Below are 20,923 nucleotides of genomic sequence, written 5' to 3'. Positions count from 1 at the left end.
GTCTCGCCGACGCTTCGAACGCCTTTTCGAGCGCTTACAACGTCGGCCGACGAGAAGCGTCAGCCCGTGAAGAGCTGCGCCGCACGGCGCAGTGTCTCGATGACGCCGTAGGCCAGCGGGATCCCGACCAGGGCCCAGGCGCCTGCGATCCTGGCTTTCATGCTGCGCTCCTCTCGGTCTCGGTGGAGTCGGCGGACGTCGGTTCGTGGAACCGGTCGGGGACCTGGTGGACCAGGAGGTTGGCGATGAAGCCGACCGCGAGGACGCCGACCATGGTCAGCAGCGCCGGCCGGTAGGCGGCCGCGGTGAGCGTGCCTGGTTCACCCTGCGCGTCCAGGAAGGCGTTGATGATGAGCGGTCCAGCGATGCCGGCAGCCGACCAGGCGGTCAGCAGCCGGCCGTGGATGGCGCCGACCTGGAAGGTGCCGAAGAGGTCGCGCAGGTAGGCGGGGACGGTCGCGAAGCCGCCTCCGTAGAAGGACAGGATCACGACGGCGAGCAGCACGAACAGCGCCATCGAGGTGTCGCCGACGGTCGCCAGCAGGAGATAGAGCACCAGTCCGACCCCGAGATACATCATGTAGATCGGCTTGCGGCCGATGACGTCGGAGGTCGAGGACCAGATGAACCGGCCGCTCATGTTGGCGATCGAGAGCAGACCGACGAAGCCGCCGGCCGCGACCGCGCTGACCGTGGAGACTCCGTCGGTGCGGAAGAAGTCCTGGATCATCGGGGCCGCCTGCTCGAGGATGCCAATGCCTGCGGTGACGTTGCAGAAGAGGACGATCCACACCAGCCAGAACGACCGGGTCCTGATCGCGTTGTTGGCCGAGACGCTGGCGGTGGTGACGAGCTTCTTCTGCTTCACGCTGGCTGGGTCCCAGCCCGCCGGTGTCCAGCCCTCGGGTGGGACGCGGACGGTGGCCGCACCGAAGGACATGAAGATCAGGTAGACCACGCCGAGGGTCACGAAGAGCATCATCACCGCGTGGCCGTCGGGGACGGTGCTGGCGTCACCGGTGTAGGACGGGTCGTAGAGCGCCAGCAGCCGACCGCTCAGCGGGCTGGCGATCATCGCGCCGCCGCCGAAGCCCATGATCGCCATGCCGGTGGCCAGGCCCGGCCGGTCAGGGAACCATTTGATGAGCGTGGAGACGGGGGAGATGTAGCCGATCCCGAGTCCGATGCCGCCGATGACGCCGTAGCCGAGGTAGACCAGCCACAGCTGGCCGGTGCCGATGCCGAGCGCGCCGATGAAGAAGCCGGACGACCAGAAGATCGCGGCCGCGGTCATCGCGGCACGCGGTCCGTTGCGGTCGACCCAGGTTCCCATCACCGCGGCCGAGAGGCCGAGCATCACGATCGCGATCGAGAAGATCACCCCGATCGCGGTCTGGCTGGTGTCGAAGTGCTCGACCAGGGCGGTCTTGTAGACGCTGGTGGCGTACACCTGGCCGATGCAGAGATGGACGGCGAGGGCGGCGGGTGGGATGAGCCAGCGACTGTAGCCGGGACCGGCCACCGTTCGCTCGCGAGAAAGGAAAGCTGGCAGCACTGTGACCTCCGAGGGGTGCATGCGGGTGACGCACATCACTACCACAGTTGACGTGGAAACGGCGAGGGATCGCTTCCGGCCAGCAAAAGCACGAACCCTCCCGCCCCGGGAATCCGGGACGGGAGGGTTCGCAGACGAATGAGCAGGCGGACGGAGTGCCTACTCTGCGTCGAAGGACGAGCCCAGCAGGTCCGCGATCAACCCGTCGAGATCCATGTGCTGGCTCTCGGAGCCGACCGGAACGGCCGAGAAGGACTTGCCGAGGAACATCTGCACCTCGCGCGAGTCGGCGGTCGCGATCAGGCGGCCGTCGGGGGAGCTGAAGTCGAAGACCGCGACGGCCTTGGCGTCCTCGTCGATGCTGGGGTAGATCTTCACGTCGCCCTCGCCGGCGGGGGCGGCCAGGCCCTGCAGCATCAGCGTGCGGGACACGACCCACTCGACGTCACCGGTGCCGGAGTGGAAGGTCAGGCTCACTGCGTACGGGTCGTTCTCGCGGTAGCCGAGGGTCGTCGGCACCTCCACCGTCCGGCCCCACGGGTCGAGGCAGGAGATCTTGATGTCTTGCTGCACTGCCGGGTGCTTGATGTCGCTCATTCGTCCGCTCCTTGTTCGTGGTCTTGCCAAGGAGACGGAGCGGTACGCGGAGTCTGATGCTGTTTCTACGAACTTTCTGAACGAAGTTGTGGAGACCCCGATCACACCCGCGCGAGAGCGGCTTCCAGGCGCGCGACTGGGGAGCTCAGGTTGTACGTGGCGGCCAGCTCGTGCAGGCGTTCCGGGTCCACCGGAGCGCTGGGCAGAGCGGTGCCGCTGCGGTCCAGCGGGAGGTCCCGGGCGACCGCCACGACCTTCGGTGCGACCGCCAGATACGGGGCCGCGTCGATGAACTTCTGCCGTTGCGCCTTGGTGATCGGGGTGCTCGGGTCGGCGACCGCGGCGATGATCCCCTCCAGATCCCCGTACTGCTCGAGGAGCTTGGCGGCGGTCTTCTCGCCTACGCCCTTCACCCCCGGCAGCCCGTCGGAGGTGTCGCCACGCATCGTTGCGAAGTCGGCGTACTGCGCCGCGCTGATCCCGTACTTGGCGAGCACCCACTTCTCGTCGACCAGATCCGGGTCGCTCACGCCCCGGGTCGGGTAGAGGATGCGTACGCCGGCAGCGTCGTCGACCAGTTGGAACAGGTCGCGGTCGCCGGTGACGACGTCGACCGGCATCCCCGCGCCGGTCGCGAGGGTGCCGATCACGTCGTCGGCCTCGTAGCCGTCGGCGCCGATGACACGGATCCCGGCCGCGGCCAGCACCTCGCGGATGATCGGCACCTGCACCTGCAGCGGGTCCGGGACCTCCTCGACGTCGGGAGCGGTCTCGACCTCCTCCACCACCCGGTGCGCCTTGTAGGAGGGGATCAGGTCGACCCGCCACTGCGGTCGCCAGTCGTTGTCCCAGCAGCACACCAGGTCGGTGGGGGAGTAGTCGTTGACCAGCCGGGTGATGAACTCCAGCAGGCCGCGCACGGCGTTGACCGGAGTGCCGTCCTCGGCCTTGATCTCGGGCACTCCGAAGAAGGCCCGGAAGTAGAGCGACGCGGTGTCCAGCAGGAGCATTCGAGATTCAGCCACGAGGTGAAGCCTAGTGAATCGCCCGCGTCGTGTCGGTCGGGTCGGACGAGAGTCGCTGGGCGAGCCAGATCGGCGCGACCGAGACGACGATCATGACGACCGCGACCACGTTGACGATCGGCGCCTGGCCGGGCCGGAACAGGTTGGTCAGGATCCAGACCGGCAGGGTGGTGACACCGGGGCCGGCGGCGAACGTCGTCACGATGATCTCGTCGAAGCTGAGCGCGAACGCCAGCAGCCCGCCGGCCAGCAGCGCCGAGCGCAGCTGGGGGAGCGTGATCAGCCGGAAGGTGGTCCACATCCCCGCGCCCAGGTCGGCGGAGGCCTCCTCGAGGTTGCCGCCCATCCGCCGCAACCGCGCCTGCACGTTGTTGAAGACGGTCACGATGCAGAACGTCGCGTGGGCCACCACGAGCGTGAAGAACCCCAGACGTACGCCGAGGATCGAGGAGAACGCGTTGGACAGCGCGATCCCGGTGACGATGCCCGGCAGGGCGATCGGGAGCACGACCAGCAGGTTGACGGTCTCCTTCCCGAAGAAGGCGTATCGCTGCATCGCCAGGCCGAGCAGGGTACCGAGGGCGAGTGCCATCACGGTCGCGCACGCGGCCACCGTCAGCGAGGTGAGGATCGCGTCGTGGGCTCCCGGGTTGACCGCCGCGCGCTGCCACCACTGGGTGGTGAAGCCGCTGGGCGGCCAGGTGAGCGCCTGGGAGGTGTTGAACGAGTTCACCACGACCAGGGCGAGCGGTGCGTAGAGCATGGCGAGCACCAGGCCGGTGATCGCGGCCAGCAGGCGCCGCGTCGATCTCGAGATGGTCATAGGTTCTCCAGAGCTCCGGTGCGGCGTACCAACGCCAGGTAGATCATGATCACGAAGATCGGGATCAGTGCGATCGCGGCGGCCAGCGGCAGGTTGGACCCCGAGTTGATGTAGACGAGGTTGCCGAGCATCTGGTTCGCGCCACCGACGATGTTGACCGTGATGTAGTCGCCCATGGTCAGCGAGAACGAGAAGATCGAGCCCGCGACCAGGCCCGGGACCACGAGCGGCAGCACCACCGTGCGGAAGGTCAGCGCAGGCCGGGCACCGAGGTCGCCGGCGGCGTCGAGCAGCGAGTCCGGGACACGTTCGTAGGCCGCGTAGACCGGCAGGATGACGTACGGAAGCCAGATGTACGCCTGGGTGAGCACGATCGCGGTGAGGCCGAATCCCGGTGTGCCGAGGCCGACCAGGCCGCCGGCCCAGTCCAGCAGCCCGCCGTTGGACAGCAGCGAGCGCCAGGCGAGCGCCTTGACCAGGTAGGACGCCCACAGCGGCATCAGGAACGCGATCACCAGCAGATGGCGGGAGCGCCGCGAGGCGACCTTGGCCATGTAGAAGCCGACCGGGAGCGCGATCAGGCAGTCGATGAGCGTCACCAGAAGGGCCACCCCGATGGTGCGCAGGGTGACGGTCCGGTAGAGCGCTTGACCGGTGATCTCGCGGATGTTGTCGAGGGTGAAGGTGCGCTCGAGCTCGTTGGTGAAGGAGTCGATCGTCCAGAAGGCCGTCACCAGCAGCGCGGCGAGGGCGACGACGTAGACGAGCACCAGCCAGGTGAGGGGTGCGGCCAGCAGGAGGCCGAGGCGGATCCCCGGCCTCCTGCTGAGCGTGCTGCTGACAGAGCTCAAGGTCACCCCTTGATCTCTGCCCAGGCCTTGGTCCAGTCCTGGTAGTCGGTGCACTTCACGTCGGTCCGGCCGTCCAGGCACTTCTCGATCGGCGTGTTCCAGAACCAGATCTGCTTGGCGTACTCCTCATCGCCGGCGTGGAAGGTCTCGCAGTGACCCTCGGAGGCGAACTCGCAGGCCTTGTCCGAGTTGGGGGCCTCACCGAAGTACTCCGTCGCCTGGGCGTTGGTCTCCGGGTCGGCGATGTGGTTGAGCCAGGCGTAGGCGCAGTTGGGCGACTTCGCGTTCGAGGAGATCATCCAGGTGTCGTTCCACCCGGTCGCGCCCTCGGACGGCAGGATCGCCTCGACCTTGGCCTTCTTCGGGTCGATCAGGTTGGCGATCACCTGCCAGGTGGTGCCGACCACGGTGTCGCCGGTCTCGAAGGAGGCCTGCGTCTTGGTGTAGTCGGACCAGTACTCACCGACCGAGGCCCGCTGCGACTTGAGCAGGTCGACGGCCGCGGCGAGCTGCTCCTCGTCGAGCGAGTAGGGGTTCTCGATCCCCAGGTCGGGCTGGTGCGCCATCAGGTAGACCGCGGCGTCGGCGATGTAGATCGGCGAGTCGTACGCGGTGACCTGGCCCTTGTGCTGGGGCGCGTCCTCGAAGACCGCCTTCCACGAGGTCGGGGCCGGGGCGACGTCCTCGGTGTTGTACATCAGCAGGTTCGCGCCGTAGCCGTGCGGGATGCCGTAGTTCTTGCCGTCCACGGTGTTCCACTCGCGGTCCTTGAGGAAGTCGTAGATGCCCTCGTAGTTCGGGATCAGGTCGGTGTTGACCTCGGCCGCCTCGCCCGCCGCGATCATGCGCAGGGTGAGGTCGCCGGAGGCGGCCACGACGTCGTACTCGCCCGACTTGGCCAGGTTGAAGGCCTCGTCGGAGGTGCCGTAGACCTTCGCGGTGACCTGACAGCCGGTCTCCTCCTCGAAGCTGGAGACCCAGTCGACCTCGGGGTCGGTCGAGCCGTCCTCGACGTAGCCGGGCCAGGCCAGGATCGAGACCTCGCCCTCGTTCTCGCCCAGCTCCTCGACCGCTCCGGTCGAGGAGTCGCCGTCGTCACCGCCACAGGCACTCAGCGTGATCAGGGACAGGGCCGCGAGAGCGCCGCCGATGGTGCGCCTGGCGGCGCGTGTGGTTGGGATGTTTCGCATGGTCAACCTCTCTGGTTTCGTTGGCTCATCGGTGTTGCACGGCACGGGACGAATCGGTGCCCAGGGGGACCAGGTCGCCCGGCGACCAGGAGGCGACCACGCGGTCGCCCCGAGACTCTGGTTCGGCGGCATCGGGGTGCAGCGAGCCACGGCTCTGTTCGAGGGCGACCAGCCTGGTGCCGTCCTCGAGCTCGATGTGGACCCGATGCCCGGTGCCGATGTAGATGGACTCGGTGATCACTCCGGCGGCGGTCATCGCGCCGACCGGGGCGCCCGCGGCCTCCTTCGAGAGCAGGATCTTCTCGGGCCGCAGCGCGAACGCGCCGTCCATCTTGAGCATCCGCTTCGACGCCTGCTCGTCGAAGACGTTGGAGGTGCCGACGAAGTCGGCGACGTACTGCGAGGTGGGCCGCTCGTAGATCTCCTTCGGTGTGCCCAGCTGCACGATCTGGCCGCTGTCGAAGACCGCGATCCGGTCGCTGAGGGTGAGCGCCTCCTCCTGGTCGTGGGTGACGAAGACGAAGGTGATCCCCAGCTCGCGCTGGATCTGCTTGAGCTCGACCTGCATCTGCTCGCGCAGCTTGAGGTCGAGCGCGCCGAGCGGCTCGTCGAGGAGGAGCACCCGAGGACGTACGACGATCGCGCGAGCGAGCGCGACCCGCTGTCGCTGCCCGCCAGAGAGCTCGGTCGGCTTCCGGTTCGCGACGTGTCCCAGACGCACCATCTCCAGGGCCTCGCGTGCCCGGGAGCTGCGCTCGGACTTCGAGACGCCACGCACGCGCAGGCCGTACGCGACGTTCTCGAGCACGTTGAAGTGCGGGAAGAGGGCGTAGTCCTGGAAGACGGTGGTGACGTCGCGGTCGAAGGGTGCCAGGGCGGTGACGTCTTCGCTGCCGAGGCGGATGGTGCCGGAGTCGGCGTGCTCGAAGCCGGCGATCAGGCGCAGCACCGTCGTCTTCCCGGAGCCGGACGGTCCGAGCATCGAGAAGAACTCACCATCGCCGATGGTCAGGTCGAGGGCGTCGACAGCCATCACGTCGCCGTAGGCCTTGGTCACGGCTTCGAGCTGGATCTGCGGAGATTCGGTCGGTCCCATTGTTGAATCATATGGAACCAGATCTTAGATTTTAAAGGGTCTGTCCGTAAGTTCTTTGTAAACCCACTCGAAGGAGGAGCCCGATCGTGGCCAACGCCCGTGCGACGACCTCGCGCGCCCGGTCGGCGATCTTCGCGCCGATCGGCGACGAAGGCAGAGCCGTACGTGTAGAGAACCGGCTGGCGGAGGCGATCCGCTCGGGCGTGCTCGCCGACGGTGACCGGCTCCCGAGCGAGCTCGAGCTCGCCCAGATGCTGGGCGTGGCGACGGTGACCGCCCGGGAGGCCCTGGTCTCCCTGCGGGCACAGGGCCTGGTGGTGACGACCCGTGGTCGCGGGGGTGGCTCCTTCGTGCGCGCTCCCGACCCCGGCGACATCGTGAAGGGGCGGTTGGCGACCATGTCGCGCGTGGAGCTGCGCGACCGGGCCAGTCTCTATCAGGTCGTGCTGACCGGCTGTGCCGAGCTCGCGGCCGAACGAGCGGCCCCCGACGAGGTCGAGGACCTCCAGGACCTGCTGCTCCCGCTCGACGGGGACGACGTCGGCCGGTGGCGCGACGCCGAGAGCGAGCTCTATCTCTCCGTGGCCGCGCTGACCCAGTCGGCGCGGCTCACCCGGGAGGTGGTGCGACAGGAGGCCGACTTCGGTACGTTGCTGCGAGTGCCGCTGAGCGAGTCGGACTTCCGTCACGCCTCCGCCGCGCGGCACCGCGCGCTCGTCGCGGCGCTGGAGGCGGGAGACGTCGCCGCGGCGCGGGGGAGCGTACGCGACCACGTGACCCACGCCGTTGAACGTCTGACCGAGATCCATGAGGTGGTACGACCATGAACATCGATGTGTCGGCCGCCTGTGCTGCCCGGATCGAGCAGCACTTCGGTTCCATCCTCACCGAGCTCGAGCGGGTGCGCGACGAGGTCGGTGCCCTCTTCGCCGCGGGACCGGTCACCTCGGAGGCGCTGATCGCACAGGTCGAGACGGGGACGCTGGCCTTCCTGCAGGACCCGAACCTCCTGGGCGGCGGGTTCGTCGTCGCACCGGACGCGCTCGCCGACCGACGGCTCTACCTGGCCTGGTGGCAGGGCCCGGGCCGGGACTTCCTCGGCGAGGCCGAGGTGCCGGCGACGGGGGAGGCCATCGACTACACGCGTCAGCCGTGGTTCCGGGTGCCGGAGCGCACCGGCGAGCTCTACGTCGCCGGTCCCTACGTCGACTTCATCTGCGCCGACGAGTACGTCCTGACGACCACGCTGCCGGTCTACGCGGGCGGCCGGATGGTGGGCGTCGCGGGCGCCGACAGCTCGGTCGAGACCCTGGAGACGATGCTGCTGCCCGGCCTGCGCGAGGTCGGCGCGACGTTGGTCAACTCGCACGGCCGGGTCGTCGTCTCCGCCGACCCGCACCTGGCCACCGGCGAGGCACTGAACGCCGTCCCCGACGAGGCCCGTGCCGGGTGGCTGCTGTCGGTGGTGCGGCGCTCCGTGGACGGTCCTGGCGAGCAGATGACACTCGCCGGTTGGCCCTCCTGAGGCCCTCCCGTCCCGGCGGCGTGGCCGGAAATCTTTCGACGTCAACTAGTTTCGTGGACGTTGCGGCGGAGATATTGCTGTTGTGGGTACGCTGTCGCCGTGACTGCACCTGAGATCGAGGCCACGGACCGTAAAATCCTCCAGCTTCTTGCGGAGGACGGCCGGATGTCCTACACAGACCTGGGCAAGGCGACCGGCCTGTCGACCTCCGCGGTGCACCAGCGCGTCAAGCGGCTCGAGCAGCGTGGCCTCATCACCGGCTACGGCGCCACCGTCAACTACGCCGCGATCGGCGTGCCGCTGACCGCGTTCGTCGCGGTGCAGCCGATGGACCCCTCGCAGCCCGACGACTGCCCCGAGCGCGTCGCCGACCTCAACGAGGTCGAGGCCTGCTGGTCGATCGCAGGCGTCGAGTCCTACATGCTCAAGGTGCGCGTGGCCACGCCCGAGGCGCTCGAGGAGCTGCTCGGCCGGATCCGCTCGGTCGCCAACGTGTCCACGCGCACCACGATCGCGATGTACACCTACTACGAGCACCGCCCCACCATGACGCACTGAGACCCGGCGACCAGCGCCGGGTCCCAGTCACTCGGGGGGTCACTCCCCGTGCGTACGCCACCACTCCTGGCCCGACTCGGGCAGGGTGTGGATCGGGTCGTAGTACTCGTAGGTCCGGGTCAGCGCCTCGGAGTCCGACGCCTCGATCGAGGTGCGGTAGTTCTTGGTCCAGTAGGAGATGCCGCGCTCGGTGTCGTAGTCGGCGATCTGGTGGACCCAGCGCTTGCCGACGAAAGGCACGTCGCAGACGATGCGCGGGGTGGCGAACCCGGGCAGATAGCCCATGATGTCGTGCTGCATCCGCTGGGCCTCGGCGACCGAGACCCGCCAGTGCTCGCTGAACGGGATCATGTCGCACATGTAGAAGTAGTAGGGCATGATCTGCGCGCCGTCGAGCAGGCGGAAGCTCAGGTCGAGCAGGCTGTGGCTGTCGGCGTTGACGCCGGCGAGCAGCACTCCCTGGTTGCGTACGTCGCGCACGCCGGCCGCCAGCAGCGCCTTGGACGCCTCGGCGACCAGGGGAGTGACCGAGTTGGCGTGGTTGGCGTGGGTGTGGATCGCCAGGGAGACGCCGCGCTCGCGGGCGATGGTCGTCACCCGGTTCATCCCCTCCAGGAGCGGCTCCTGGAGCCAGTGCTGCGGGAGACCGATCAGGCCCTTGGTGGCCAGTCGGATGTCGCGGATGTTGTCGATCGCCATCAGCTTGGTGAGGAAGTCCTCCAGCCGCGGCCAGGGCAGGTTGGCGACGTCGCCGCCGGAGACCACCACGTCGCGCACCTGCGGGGTGTTGCGGAGGTATTCGAGCATCGCCTCGTGGCGGTCGACCGGCTTGCCGGTGAGCTTGAGCTTGTCGATGACCGGGGTCGAGTTGCCGACCAGGTCCATCCGGGTGCAGTGGCCGCAGTACTGCGGGCAGGTGGAGAGCAGCTCGGCGAGCACCTTGGTCGGGTAACGGTGGGTCAGCCCCTCGGCGACCCACATGTCGTGCTCGTGCAGCGAGTCGCGGCTCGCCTGCGGGTGTGAGGGCCAGTCGGTGCGGCGGTCGGAGAAGACCGGGATCATGTAGTGCCGGATCGGGTCGGCGTAGAACGCGGCGGTGAACTCCTCGCCCGCCGAGGCGCCGGAGGGAACCATCGTGTTGACCATCTGGGGCGGCACCAGCATCGACATCGTCGCCCGCTCCGCCATGTCGCGCTCGAGGTCGGCGTAGAACCGCTCGTCGAGAAGATCGCCCATCAGGGCGCGCATCTGGCGGACGTTCTTGATGCAGTTGACCCGCTGCCACTGCACGTCGCGCCACTGCTCGTCGGTCACGTCGGCCCACCCCGGGAACCGGGTCCAGTCGGGCTCGACCAGCTCGACGCGCTGGTAGGCGTAGGGCTGTCCGTCTCGACTGTGCCCATTGCCTCGGGCTTCGCTTCGGCGGTTGGGCTCGATGGTTGCCGTCATGTTCTCCACCATAGCGGGAGATCCTCCGGTGGTTGCAAGCCTAGGCCGCAATTCTTCCATCAGCCGCTGGTAGGGTCCGGCGTGAGATGCACGCAAGGAGGCGTACGACGATGACCACTTCTGACCCGACAGGACTGCACCGGGTGCTCGACGAGCCGGTGAGCGGCTCGTTGCCGCTGCCCCAGGCAGCCCGCAGGCTCGACACCCGAAAGACGTTGTGGCCCGACGAGGTGCGGATCCGGGTGGAGCGGCTGAACCTGGACGCCGCCTCGTTCCGGCAGCTGGAGTCCGCACACGACGGCGACGGAGAGGCCGTACGCCGCGAGGTTCTCGACATCGTCGCCGACCGCGGCAAGATGCAGAACCCGGTGACCGGGTCGGGCGGCATGCTCGTCGGTGTCGTCGAGGAGGTCGGCCCCGAGTCGCCTCTGGGGCTGAAGGTCGGGGACAAGGTCGCGACGCTGGTGTCGCTGACCCTGACGCCGTTGGTGATCGAGGACGGCCTCGCGGGTTGGACCGGCGAGGACGAGCAGGTGCCGTGCGACGGCTACGCCATCCTTTTCGGCCGCTCGATCGCCGCGGTTCTACCCGACGACCTGGCTCCCGAGCTCGCGTTGTCGGTGATGGACGTGTGCGGCGCCCCGGCGCTGACCCGGCGGGTCGTCGCCGAGCGCTACACGGGCGGAGTGGTCGCCGTGATCGGTGGCGGCGGCAAGTCCGGCTCGCTCTCGCTGGCCGCGGCCCGCGACGCCGGCGCCGGCCACCTGATCGGCATCGTCCCGACCGAGGCCGAGGCGTCGCGACTTCGGGAGGCAGACCTCGCCGACGAGGTCGTGGTCGCCGACGCCCGCAACCCGGTGGCGCTGCGCGACGCCGTCGCCAAGGCCGGCGGCCCGGCCGATGTCACCGTGGTGTGCGTGGACGTGCCAGGCTGCGAGGGCGGCGCCATCCTGGCCACCGCCGACCAGGGCACGGTCGTCTTCTTCTCGATGGCGACCTCCTTCTCCGCCGCCGCGCTCGGCGCCGAGGGTCTGGCCGCCGACGTCACGATGCTCGTCGGCAACGGCTACGTCCCCGGGCATGCCGCGTACGCCCTGGATCTTCTCCGGGCGAACCCGGGCGTCCGGACGCTCTTCGAGGGCAGACTGGCGCCGTGACCCGCATCCTGCTGCGCAACGGTGTGATCCACACCGGCCTGGCCACGGGCGGACCGATCTCGGCGATGGCCGTCGAGGACGGCCGCATCATCTGGACCGGCACCGACCCCGAGGCTTTCGCAAGTCCCGACGAGGTGGTCGACCTCGACGGGCGGCTGGTGACGCCGGCCTTCGTCGACAGCCATGTCCACGTCGTCGAGACCGGTGAGCAGATCCTCGGCCTCGACCTCGTCGGCGCGCCCAGCCGGGACGCGGTGCTCGAGAAGCTCGCCACCTATGTCAAGGGCCTGACCCCCGACGCCCTGGTCATCGCCCAGGGCTGGGACGAGTCGCTCTGGCCGGATCCGACCCTGCCGACCGCGGCCGAGCTCGACCGCGCCTCGGGCGGGCGCAAGGTCTATCTCAACCGCATCGACGGCCACTCCGCGGTGGTCTCCAGCGCGCTGATGACCGAGGTGCCCGGGATCACCGGGCTCGCCGGCTGGGCGCCGGACGGACGAGTGGAGCGGGAGGCGTTGCGTGCGCTGCTCCCGCTGCTGGCCGACCTCACCCCCGCCGGCGATGCCCAGCGCGGTGCGCGTGCGGCGTTGCGGAGCATGGCCGCCCTGGGCATCGGCGCCTTCCACGACAACGCGGGGCCCGACATCGGCCCCGAGTCGGACCTGACCGCCGTCCAGTCCGAAGCCGCGGCGGCCGGCCTGCACGGCACCTACTACTGGGGCGCCCACCTCGGCTTCGGCGACCTGGACCGTCTCGAGGACCTCTCCGGCCTCGCCGGCGACCTCAGCGCCGACGGCTCGATCGGGTCCCGAAGCGCGGCCCTGACCAGCGACTATGCCGATCTGGCCGGCCACCGTGGCCACGCCTACCTCGCCCCGGAGCAGATGGCCGAGCACATCATCGGCTGCACGCGGCGTGGCGTACAGGCCGGCTTCCACTGCATCGGCGACCAGGCGATCGACAACATCGCCCGGGCGTTCCGGCTCGCCGCCCGCGCGCTCGGCCCCGAGGTGGTGAGAGCCCGTCGCCACCGGCTCGAGCACTGCGAGCTGCCCTCGCCGGCCGCGATCGAGACCTTCGCCGACCTGGGGGTGATCGCGAGCGTGCAGCCGATGTTCGACGGTCTGTGGGGCGGCCCCGACCGGATGTACGCCGCCCGGCTGGGGGAGCGCTGGCAGGAGATGAACCCGTTCCGGACCCTGCTCGACGCCGGCGTACGCCTCGCCTTCGGCTCCGACTCGCCGGTCACGCCGCTGGACCCGTGGGCAGCCGTGCACGCGGCCGTTCACCACCGCACGCCCGGCCAGGGCATCACCCCGGCCGAGGCGTTCGCCGCCCACACCGCCGGCGGCTGGTACGCGGCCGGCATCGACGACGCCGGCACCCTCGCCGTCGGTCAGCGTGCGACGTACGCCGTGTGGGACCGCACCGCGTTCCCCGACCTGACCGCACCCGACGTCGCCGACGTCATCACTGCCTGCCTGCAGACCGTCGTCGACGGCAGGACCGTATTCGAGAAGGACCGATCCGAGAAGGAGGGTGTCCGGTGAGACTGGATCTGGACCCACGCACGATCGCCCAGGCCCGCGCTCTGGCCGCGAAGGTCGGCGACCCGATCGTCGAGATGGCCACGAAGCACACCACCGTCGCCGTCGAGCGGGCCACGCTGCGGCTGGCCGGGCTCGCCGGCGCCGACCCGGACGGCACCCCGTGGGTCAACCATCTGGTCGACGCGGTGCGCGCCGACATCGGGCTGGAGCACGGAGTCGCGCTGCCGGTCTGGCAGGCGCTGGCCGGCCACGGCAACGACCTCTCGCGCCTCGCCGAGGAGGCCGCCGCCGGCCAGGTGACGTTCCGCCTGCCCGAGGGCGCCGAGGCCGAGCTGGCTGCCAAGCACGCCCGCGAGGCGGTCGGGGTCGGCATCGCCCGGCTCGACGCCAGCCGGGTGGCGCGCGAGCGGATGATCGCCGAGATCGGCGACGCGCCCCGCAAGCCGTGGATCTACCTGATCGTGGCCACCGGCGACATCTACGAGGACATCCCGCAGGCGCAGGCGGCCGCGCGCGAGGGCGCCGACATCATCGCGGTGATCCGCTCGACCGGCCAGTCGCTCCTCGACTACGTGCCCGAGGGCGCCACCCGGGAGGGGTTCGCCGGGACGTACGCGACCCAGGAGAACTTCCGGCTGATGCGAGCCGCCCTCGACGAGACCAGCCGTGAGCTCGGCCGCTACGTCCGGCTCACGAACTACGCGAGCGGGCTGTGCATGCCCGAGATCGCGGCGCTGGCGGGGATGGAGCGTCTCGACATGATGCTCAACGACTCGATGTACGGGATCCTGTTCCGCGACATCAACCCGGTGCGTACGTTCGTCGACCAACGGCTCTCGCGCCAGATCCACGCGCGGGCGGGGATCATCATCAACACCGGCGAGGACAACTACCTCACCACCGCTGACGCGGTGGAGGCGGCGCACACCGTCACCACGAGCCAGCTGCTCAACGAGTACTTCGCCAAGGAGGCCGGCCTCGAGGACTGGCAGCTAGGCCTGGGCCACGCCTTCGAGATCAACCCCGATGTCCCGGACTCGTTCCGCCTCGAGCTCGCGCACGCGCTGCTGGCGAAGACGATCTTCCCCGACGCCCCGCTGAAGTGGATGCCCCCGACCCGGCACATGACCGGCGACATCTTCAAGGGCTACCTGCTCGACGGGTTCTTCAACCTGGCCGGCGCGATGACCGACCAGGGCATCCTGCTGGTCGGGATGATGACCGAGGCGGTCGTGACCCCCTGGCTCTCCGACCGCGACCTGGCCCTGCAGAACGTCCGGTACGTCATGGACGCGGCCGGGCGCCTCGGCGAGGACTTCCACCCGGCCCCCGACGGTTTCATCGCCAACCGCGCGCGGGAGGTGCTGGGGGAGTCGATCGACCTGCTCGGGAAGATCATCGACGAACCCAACGGGCTGCTCGACGCGATCGCGGACGGCACCTTCGGCCTGATGAAGCGCCCCGCCGACGCCGGCAAGGGCCTCGAGGGCGTGGCCGAGAAGTCCTCGGCGTACTACAACCCGGCCAGCGACATCTTGGAGGGAAAGTGAGCATCATCAGGCCTTACGGCGACACCACCGGCGACGGGATGGTGCAGGTCTCCTTCACGTTGCCGATCAAGCACAGCAAGGTCGCCGACGGCGCCGCGCTGCAGCTGGCCAACAAGATGGGTATGGAGCCGGCGATGGTCGTCCACTCCAAGCCGATGGGGGACGACTTCACCTTCTTCGTCGTCTACGGGCAGGTGAACCACCTCGTCGACACCGACAAGGTGCAGGTCGTCGAGCGTGACTTCCCGCTGCTGACGCCGAAGGAGGCCAACGCGGTGATCAAGGAGACGCTGCGGCGTCCGATGGTCGTCGTCGGCGCCTGCATCGGCACCGACGCCCACACCGTCGGGATCGACGCGATCCTCAACATCAAGGGCTTCGCGGGGGAGAAGGGCCTGGAGTACTACAAGGAGATCGAGGTCGTGAACCTTGGAGCTCAGGTCTCGGTGCCCTCCCTGGTCGAGGCCGCCGTCACCCGAGGTGCCGATGCCGTCCTCGTCTCCCAGGTCGTCACCCAGCGCGACGCGCACCTGCTCAACACCCGGGAGATGTCGGCGGCGTTCCGCGAGGCCTACCCGGCGGGGGAGCGGCCGCTCCTGGTCGCCGGTGGTCCACGATTCGACGAGTCGATGACCACCGAGCTCGGCGTCGACCGCATCTTCGGCCGCGGCACCACCCCTGCCGAGGTCGCCTCCTACCTCGTCCACCGCACCACCGCGAAGGAGCCCGCCGCATGACGTCACCGGAGATCGGCACCAAGGTCGTCCACCGCCGCTACGTCCCCTACTCCCACGCCCACTACGCCGGGAACCTGGTCGACGGGGCCTACAGCCTGGGTCTCTTCGGCGACGTCGCGACCGAGATGTGCATCCTCACCGACGGTGACGAGGGTCTGTTCGCCTCCTACGACGACGTGCAGTTCAAGGCACCCGTGCGTGCCGGCGACGTCCTGGAGATCACCTGCGAGCTGATCAGGGCCGGGACCCGGTCGCGGGTGATGGAGTTCGCGGTGTACGTCGTGGCCCGAGGAGCCGCGACCGAGGCCCGTCCAGGGGCTGCTGAGATACTGGGGGAGCCGCTGCTCGCCACCTCCGCGCGAGGTACCGTCGTCGTTCCCTGAGCGTCATAGCGGGTACGCGAAGACGACACGCCGAGGTTCCTCGCGAATTCTTCACTTTCTCGCGCCCGACAGGCTGTGGCTGACCTGGGAAAACATCTGTTTTTGCAGGTCAGAGCCGTGTTGACTTCCGCGGAGTCATCGGGTGATGGTGGCAGCGTTCGCCCATGCAGAGTTGCGGCCGGCGGACCGGCGCTCGATGAATCGGGTCGGGGGGTGTCGTGCCAGGCATGCCTTCGACACGTTTTCGTGGGCGCGGTCAACGGCCGCGAGGGCAACGCGGGAGGGCCGAGGCGCCCTTAGACAACGATCGTCCCCTTGCCTCCAGCAGGGATCGGAACGGCCCGAAGATCGTCTTGGTGCTCCCGCGACTCTGCTGATTGGCATTCGAGCATGTGACCAACGGCCGGATATCCTGTGATCTCCACCCCCATTCCTTGACAAGGCCGGCGTACGTGACGAACGAGCAGCTTCCTCCCTGGACCGAGATCGGTCGGGCGGTGATGGTCATCCCGACCTACAACGAGGCGGACAACCTCGCCTGGATCGTCGGGCGGCTACGCAAGGCGCAGCCACGTGTCGACGTCCTGGTCGTCGACGACGGCTCACCCGACGGCACCGGCACGATCGCCAACGAGCTGGCCGACAACGACGACCAGATCCACGTGCTTCACCGCACCGAGAAGGCCGGGCTGGGGGCTGCGTACCTGCACGGGTTCGGATGGGCCCTGGAGCAGGGCTACGACGTCGTGGGAGAGATGGATGCCGACGGCTCGCACCAGCCCGAGGAGCTCCACCTGCTGCTGGAGGCGCTCACCTCTGCCGACCTGGTGATCGGCGCCCGCTGGATTCGCGGCGGCTCGGTGGTCAACTGGCCGCTGTCGCGGCGCCTGCTCTCGGTCGGTGGCAACTTCTACGTCCGGCTCCTGCTCGGCATCGGCGTCCACGACGCCACCGCGGGCTACCGCCTCTTCCGGCGTACGACGCTGGAGAAGCTGCAGCTGAACAGCGTCGAGTCGACCGGCTATGTCTTCCAGACCGAGATGGTGACGCGTACGCTGCGGGCCGGTCTCACCGTCAAGGAGGTCCCGATCCAGTTCATCGAGCGGGTCCGGGGCGAGTCGAAGATGAGCCCGGCGGTCGCCGCCGAGTCGATGCGCCGGGTGACCCACTGGGGCCTGGCCGAACGCCGCGACCAGCTGCTCCGCCTGCTGCGCCGCTTCGGCTTGGACCGTCTCGCAGGAGGCCGTCGATGACCACGCGACGCCGCCGGTTCTCCTGGGTGCTGGTGCTGCTGTTCCTGGTGGTGCCTCTGGCCGAGCTGTTCGTACTCATCCAGGTCGGCCAGGTCATCGGCGTGTGGTGGACGATCCTGCTGCTGATCGCCGACTCGATCTTCGGTGCCTGGCTGATGCGCCGCGAGGGCTCCCGTGCCTGGTCCGCGCTCTCGACAGCGCTGTCCACCGGCAAGCTCCCGTCCAACGAGATCGCCGACGGCGCGCTGATCCTGCTCGGTGGCGCGATGATGCTCAGCCCCGGCTTCGTGACCGACATCTTCGGCATCGTGCTGATCCTGCCGTTCACCCGGCCGTTCTTCCGCCGCATCCTGGCCACGGTCGTGCAGAAGCGCCTGGTCACCGCGACGATGCCCTCCACCTTCGGGCCCGGAGCCCGGCCGCGTAACGACGACATCGTGACCGGCGAGGTCATCGACAAGGACAAGGCCTGAGATACGCCGACGGCGGCCTTCCGTGATGGAAGGCCGCCGTCGGCGTATCTGGCTGTCTCAGAAGTCAGGCGTTGGCCTTCTTCTTCCCCGGTCCCTTGCGGTGCAGGTGAGCCGGGCCGATCTCGCCACCACGAAGCAGGTCGAGGCGTTCCTTGAGGATGTCCTCGAGCTCCTTCTCCGAGCGCCGCTCCAGGAGCATGTCCCAGTGCGTACGCGCCGGCTTCTCGGCCTTCTCCTCCGGCTTGGCGCCGGAGAGGTTGAGAGCTTCCATGCCGCAGCGCGGGCACTCCCAGATGGCCGGAACCTCGGCCTCGTCCGACATCGTGATCTCGAAGTCGTGACCCTGCGGGCAGCGGTACGCCACCTGCTGACGACCCGCGAACTCGATCCCGCGTTCGTCCTCAAAACTTTGTCCGCCCAGTCGGGCGCCGCGCAACGTGCGCTCGGCCATGAAGCACCTCCTGAGTCGATCGTCCCCCGTTGAATGAGCTGAAGAGCGAGGCGGTCTGCGGACTCATGACGCAGGCCGTCTGGCCTCTTCACATCGTCAACGGTACAGAGGAGGTGATGATTCCGTGAAATGTAGAGATCGTCGCCGTGTTGTTCGACACAGGACCCGCCTGACCTGCGAATCTCCCTGAGAAAGTCCTGAGCAGCCGATGTCTCGAAACCGCCAGCCGCTGAGCACGCTCTCACGCCCTCGCTCAGTCGTCTCAGACGCGCTGGGGCGCTCGGTTGCCCGCCTGTTCGATGCCCTTCGCGGTGTTCACCAGCGCCAGCAGGCCGCCACCGACGACGAAGAACGCGATCAGCGCCAGGATCGCCGGCCGGTAGGAGTCGGTGAGCTGGTAGACGAGTCCGAAGACCAGGGTGCCCATCCAGGAGGTGCCGCGGTCCATGGCGTGGTAGAGGCTGAAGTACTCCGCCTCCTTGCCGGCCGGGATGAACAGCGAGAAGTAGGACCGGGCCAGCGCCTGGGTGCCGCCCATGACCAGACCGATCCCGACCGCGACGACCAGGAGCGGCACCAGGGTCTGCTCCGGCACGAAGTAGGCCGCGACGACGATGACCATCCAGCCACCCAGACCGCCGAGGATCACCCGCTTGGCGCCGAAGCTCTTGGCCAGCCGGCCGAAGAAGACCGCGCCGCCGACCGCCACGAACTGCACCAGCAGATAGATGCCGAGCATCGTGCCGGTCTCGAACCCGAGCTCCTCGACCCCGTAGATCGACGCCGAGCTGATCACCGTCTGGATGCCGTCGTTGAAGAAGAGGTACGCCAGCAGGAAGGTCAGCGCGACCGGATACTGCGGCAGCTCGCGCAGCGTCACGAACAGCTGACCGAAGGAGCGCGCCACGACACCGCCGGAGACGTCCTCGACGTCGGCGGGCTCGCGCCGGCGGATCCGGCGCCACGGGATGATGATGAACCCCGCCCACCACAGCCCGGCCGAGAGCATCGAGATCCGTACCGCCAGCGCCGTCCCGAGCCCGAGGGGATCGGCGAAGGTGACCAGGAGGAAGTTGACGGCGAGCAGGAGCCCACCACCGGCGTACCCGTAGGCCCACCCGATCGAGGAGACCCGGTCGCGCTCGTCCTCGGTCGAGATCAGCGGAAGGATCGAGTCGCTGACCACGACCGCCGCACCCGCGCACAGGTTGGCGATGATGAACATGATCGAGCCGAACCACCAGTTGTCCCCGGTCATGAAGAACAACAGCGCCGCGCAGAGCGCGCCGGCCCAGGCGAACCCGGCCATCAGGTCCGGCTTGCGCGAGGTACGGTCGGCGATCGCGCCGACCAGCGGATAGATGAGCGCCGACAGGATCGTCGAGAACGTGATCACGAACGACGGCAGCGCGCCGGGCGCGATCGAGAGCCCGAGCACGTCGATGCGGTTGTCGACGGCGGCGGCCTTCGCGATCTCGATCAGGTAGGGCGCGAACAGCACACCGGCCACCGTCGTCTGGAAGGCGGAGACGGCCCAGTCGGTGAAGAACCAGCCCTTCTGCTCCCGCGCCCGCTCGACCGGCGTGAAGTCGCCGATCCCGGCTGATGTGGTCACTTCTCGGGCTCCTCATCGTTCGGTCTCGCTCCGGTCGGAGCAGCCTCCCACAGGCCACGCTCTTCCAGGAACGCTTTCAGGACGTCGGTTCGGTCGGTCATCAGACCGTCGACGTCGCGCTCGAGCAAACGCGCCATCTCGGCCGGATCGTCGACGGTCCAGACGTGGACCTCCTTGCCGGCCTTGTGGGCGCGGCGGACGAAACCGCGCGACGCGACCCGGATCGAGAGCGGGCCACGAAGATGCTGGTGGTGCGGGATCTGGAAGGCGTCGAAGCGCGACCCGACCAGGCGCTTGGCGATCCCGGTGGTCGGCGCCAGCAGGTAGGCGAGCACCTCACGCGGATGCGCCGAGGTTCGCACCCGCCCCTCGGTCAACCGGCGGAACGCCTTCAGCCGCCTGACCGAGAACGAGCCGACGATGACCTTGTCCTCGTGGTCGGTCGCGGCGAGCAGCTCGGCCACCGCGCCGACCGAGCCGTCGGACTTGAGATCGATGTTGAAGGTGACCTCCGGGAACGCCTCGAAGAGCTCAGCCAGCGTCGGCACCCCGTGGATATCGCCGATCCGGGCGGCCCTCACCTCGGCGTACGTCATCTCCGCGATCAGCCCGCTGACGTCGGTCACCCGGTCGAGCGCCTCGTCGTGGAAGGCGAGCAGCACACCGTCGCGGGTGACGTGCACGTCGGTCTCGAGATGGGTGTAGCCGAGCTCCACCGCATGCCGGAACGCCTCCATGGTGTTCTCCATCCCGACCAGGTCGGGATGGAGCGCTCCACCACGGTGCGCATAGGCGCGTACGCGTCGTTGCTGCTCCTTCACGGGGAGCATCTAACCACCCGCGAGGGACGGATCACATGAGCCCGCGGACTCAGATTTCACCGAAGATCGGCAAGTCCGCCGAGTCGGGGGGGGCGGGCCCCAAAAAACCGGGGGGGGGGGGGGGGGGGGGGGGGGGGGGGGGGGGGGGGGGGGGTGGGGGGGGGGGGGGGGGGGGCGGGGTGGGGGGGGGGGGGGGGGGGGGCGCGCGGGGCCCCCCCCCCCCCCCGGGGCTGACGCCTCGGCGAGGGTCTGCGGGGAACCCAG

General features: G+C 68.8%; 21 protein-coding genes. 10 read left to right on the top strand and 11 right to left on the bottom strand.

Going from position 1 to position 20,923, the window contains the following annotated elements:
• Nucleotides 1–157: 157 nt before the first annotated feature.
• From ACIRON_RS10155 to ACIRON_RS10125, 7 genes are all read right to left on the bottom strand, one after another.
• Nucleotides 158–1,522 (bottom strand): OFA family MFS transporter, encoded by a 1,365-nt coding sequence (locus ACIRON_RS10155; RefSeq protein ID WP_402992207.1) that lies wholly within the window; start codon nucleotides 1,520–1,522, stop codon nucleotides 158–160.
• Nucleotides 1,523–1,714: 192 nt separating this feature from the next.
• On the bottom strand, nucleotides 1,715–2,152 hold the full coding sequence (locus tag ACIRON_RS10150) for an SsgA family sporulation/cell division regulator (RefSeq protein WP_402992206.1): 438 nt from the start codon (nucleotides 2,150–2,152) through the stop codon (nucleotides 1,715–1,717).
• A gap of 101 nt (nucleotides 2,153–2,253) precedes the next feature.
• Nucleotides 2,254–3,162: a 5'-3' exonuclease H3TH domain-containing protein gene (locus tag ACIRON_RS10145; protein WP_402992551.1), complete on the bottom strand. Its 909-nt coding sequence runs from the start codon at nucleotides 3,160–3,162 to the stop codon at nucleotides 2,254–2,256.
• 25 nt (nucleotides 3,163–3,187) lie between these two features.
• The gene (locus ACIRON_RS10140; RefSeq protein WP_402992205.1) at nucleotides 3,188–4,000 is read right to left on the bottom strand and encodes an ABC transporter permease; all 813 of its coding nucleotides are present in this window, start codon (nucleotides 3,998–4,000) and stop codon (nucleotides 3,188–3,190) included.
• Nucleotides 3,997–4,857 carry an ABC transporter permease gene (locus tag ACIRON_RS10135; protein WP_378683216.1) on the bottom strand — a complete coding sequence of 287 codons (861 nt, stop codon included), beginning with the start codon at nucleotides 4,855–4,857 and terminating at the stop codon, nucleotides 3,997–3,999. Before ACIRON_RS10135 ends, ACIRON_RS10140 begins: the two co-directional genes overlap by 4 nt.
• Nucleotides 4,854–6,041: an extracellular solute-binding protein gene (locus tag ACIRON_RS10130; RefSeq protein ID WP_402992204.1), complete on the bottom strand. Its 1,188-nt coding sequence runs from the start codon at nucleotides 6,039–6,041 to the stop codon at nucleotides 4,854–4,856. The genes ACIRON_RS10135 and ACIRON_RS10130 overlap by 4 nt, the downstream gene beginning before the upstream one ends.
• A 25-nt stretch (nucleotides 6,042–6,066) precedes the next feature.
• Nucleotides 6,067–7,137, bottom strand: coding sequence for an ABC transporter ATP-binding protein (locus ACIRON_RS10125; RefSeq protein WP_402992203.1), 1,071 nt, complete (start codon nucleotides 7,135–7,137; stop codon nucleotides 6,067–6,069).
• A gap of 86 nt (nucleotides 7,138–7,223) precedes the next feature.
• Here ACIRON_RS10125 and ACIRON_RS10120 point away from each other — a divergent pair, with 86 nt between their 5' ends.
• From ACIRON_RS10120 to ACIRON_RS10110, 3 genes are all read left to right on the top strand, one after another.
• Nucleotides 7,224–7,964 (top strand): FadR/GntR family transcriptional regulator, encoded by a 741-nt coding sequence (locus tag ACIRON_RS10120; protein ID WP_402992202.1) that lies wholly within the window; start codon nucleotides 7,224–7,226, stop codon nucleotides 7,962–7,964.
• The gene (locus ACIRON_RS10115) at nucleotides 7,961–8,662 is read left to right on the top strand and encodes a cache domain-containing protein (RefSeq protein ID WP_402992201.1); all 702 of its coding nucleotides are present in this window, start codon (nucleotides 7,961–7,963) and stop codon (nucleotides 8,660–8,662) included. The genes ACIRON_RS10120 and ACIRON_RS10115 overlap by 4 nt, the downstream gene beginning before the upstream one ends.
• A gap of 114 nt (nucleotides 8,663–8,776) precedes the next feature.
• The gene (locus ACIRON_RS10110; RefSeq protein ID WP_091042468.1) at nucleotides 8,777–9,220 is read left to right on the top strand and encodes an Lrp/AsnC family transcriptional regulator; all 444 of its coding nucleotides are present in this window, start codon (nucleotides 8,777–8,779) and stop codon (nucleotides 9,218–9,220) included.
• A gap of 39 nt (nucleotides 9,221–9,259) precedes the next feature.
• Here the strand turns inward: ACIRON_RS10110 and ACIRON_RS10105 are convergent, their stop codons facing one another.
• Entirely contained in the window at nucleotides 9,260–10,669 is a 1,410-nt protein-coding gene (locus ACIRON_RS10105; RefSeq protein ID WP_402992200.1) for a KamA family radical SAM protein, read from the bottom strand.
• Nucleotides 10,670–10,779: 110 nt separating this feature from the next.
• On the opposite strand from ACIRON_RS10105, the gene ACIRON_RS10100 reads away from it, so the two are divergent.
• From ACIRON_RS10100 to ACIRON_RS10070, 7 genes are all read left to right on the top strand, one after another.
• On the top strand, nucleotides 10,780–11,826 hold the full coding sequence (locus ACIRON_RS10100) for an L-erythro-3,5-diaminohexanoate dehydrogenase (RefSeq protein ID WP_402992199.1): 1,047 nt from the start codon (nucleotides 10,780–10,782) through the stop codon (nucleotides 11,824–11,826).
• Nucleotides 11,823–13,376 carry an amidohydrolase gene (locus ACIRON_RS10095; protein ID WP_402992198.1) on the top strand — a complete coding sequence of 518 codons (1,554 nt, stop codon included), beginning with the start codon at nucleotides 11,823–11,825 and terminating at the stop codon, nucleotides 13,374–13,376. The genes ACIRON_RS10100 and ACIRON_RS10095 overlap by 4 nt, the downstream gene beginning before the upstream one ends.
• Nucleotides 13,373–14,926, top strand: a complete 1,554-nt coding sequence (locus ACIRON_RS10090) for a lysine 5,6-aminomutase subunit alpha (RefSeq protein WP_402992197.1) — start codon at nucleotides 13,373–13,375, stop codon at nucleotides 14,924–14,926. The genes ACIRON_RS10095 and ACIRON_RS10090 overlap by 4 nt, the downstream gene beginning before the upstream one ends.
• On the top strand, nucleotides 14,923–15,663 hold the full coding sequence (locus tag ACIRON_RS10085) for an OAM dimerization domain-containing protein (protein WP_402992196.1): 741 nt from the start codon (nucleotides 14,923–14,925) through the stop codon (nucleotides 15,661–15,663). Before ACIRON_RS10090 ends, ACIRON_RS10085 begins: the two co-directional genes overlap by 4 nt.
• Nucleotides 15,660–16,046: a hotdog domain-containing protein gene (locus ACIRON_RS10080; protein WP_402992195.1), complete on the top strand. Its 387-nt coding sequence runs from the start codon at nucleotides 15,660–15,662 to the stop codon at nucleotides 16,044–16,046. Before ACIRON_RS10085 ends, ACIRON_RS10080 begins: the two co-directional genes overlap by 4 nt.
• A gap of 500 nt (nucleotides 16,047–16,546) precedes the next feature.
• Entirely contained in the window at nucleotides 16,547–17,299 is a 753-nt protein-coding gene (locus ACIRON_RS10075) for a polyprenol monophosphomannose synthase (protein WP_402992550.1), read from the top strand.
• Nucleotides 17,296–17,772 carry an FxsA family protein gene (locus tag ACIRON_RS10070; protein WP_402992194.1) on the top strand — a complete coding sequence of 159 codons (477 nt, stop codon included), beginning with the start codon at nucleotides 17,296–17,298 and terminating at the stop codon, nucleotides 17,770–17,772. The genes ACIRON_RS10075 and ACIRON_RS10070 overlap by 4 nt, the downstream gene beginning before the upstream one ends.
• A 64-nt stretch (nucleotides 17,773–17,836) precedes the next feature.
• On the opposite strand, the gene ACIRON_RS10065 is transcribed toward ACIRON_RS10070, so the two are convergent.
• The 3 genes from ACIRON_RS10065 to ACIRON_RS10055 all read right to left on the bottom strand — a co-directional run bounded on the left by ACIRON_RS10065 (nucleotide 17,837) and on the right by ACIRON_RS10055 (nucleotide 20,668).
• Entirely contained in the window at nucleotides 17,837–18,223 is a 387-nt protein-coding gene (locus tag ACIRON_RS10065) for an RNA polymerase-binding protein RbpA (protein WP_008359714.1), read from the bottom strand.
• 262 nt (nucleotides 18,224–18,485) lie between these two features.
• On the bottom strand, nucleotides 18,486–19,838 hold the full coding sequence (locus ACIRON_RS10060) for an MFS transporter (RefSeq protein WP_402992193.1): 1,353 nt from the start codon (nucleotides 19,836–19,838) through the stop codon (nucleotides 18,486–18,488).
• Nucleotides 19,835–20,668: a glycerophosphodiester phosphodiesterase gene (locus tag ACIRON_RS10055; RefSeq protein WP_402992192.1), complete on the bottom strand. Its 834-nt coding sequence runs from the start codon at nucleotides 20,666–20,668 to the stop codon at nucleotides 19,835–19,837. Before ACIRON_RS10055 ends, ACIRON_RS10060 begins: the two co-directional genes overlap by 4 nt.
• Between the last annotated feature and the right edge of the window lie 255 nt (nucleotides 20,669–20,923).

Source organism: Nocardioides sp. NPDC101246 (assembly GCF_044767415.1).
In the GTDB taxonomy this organism is placed as follows: domain Bacteria; phylum Actinomycetota; class Actinomycetes; order Propionibacteriales; family Nocardioidaceae; genus Nocardioides.
The sequence above is the reverse complement of the archived record's forward strand: the minus strand, read 5'-3'. Positions and strand labels throughout refer to the sequence as shown.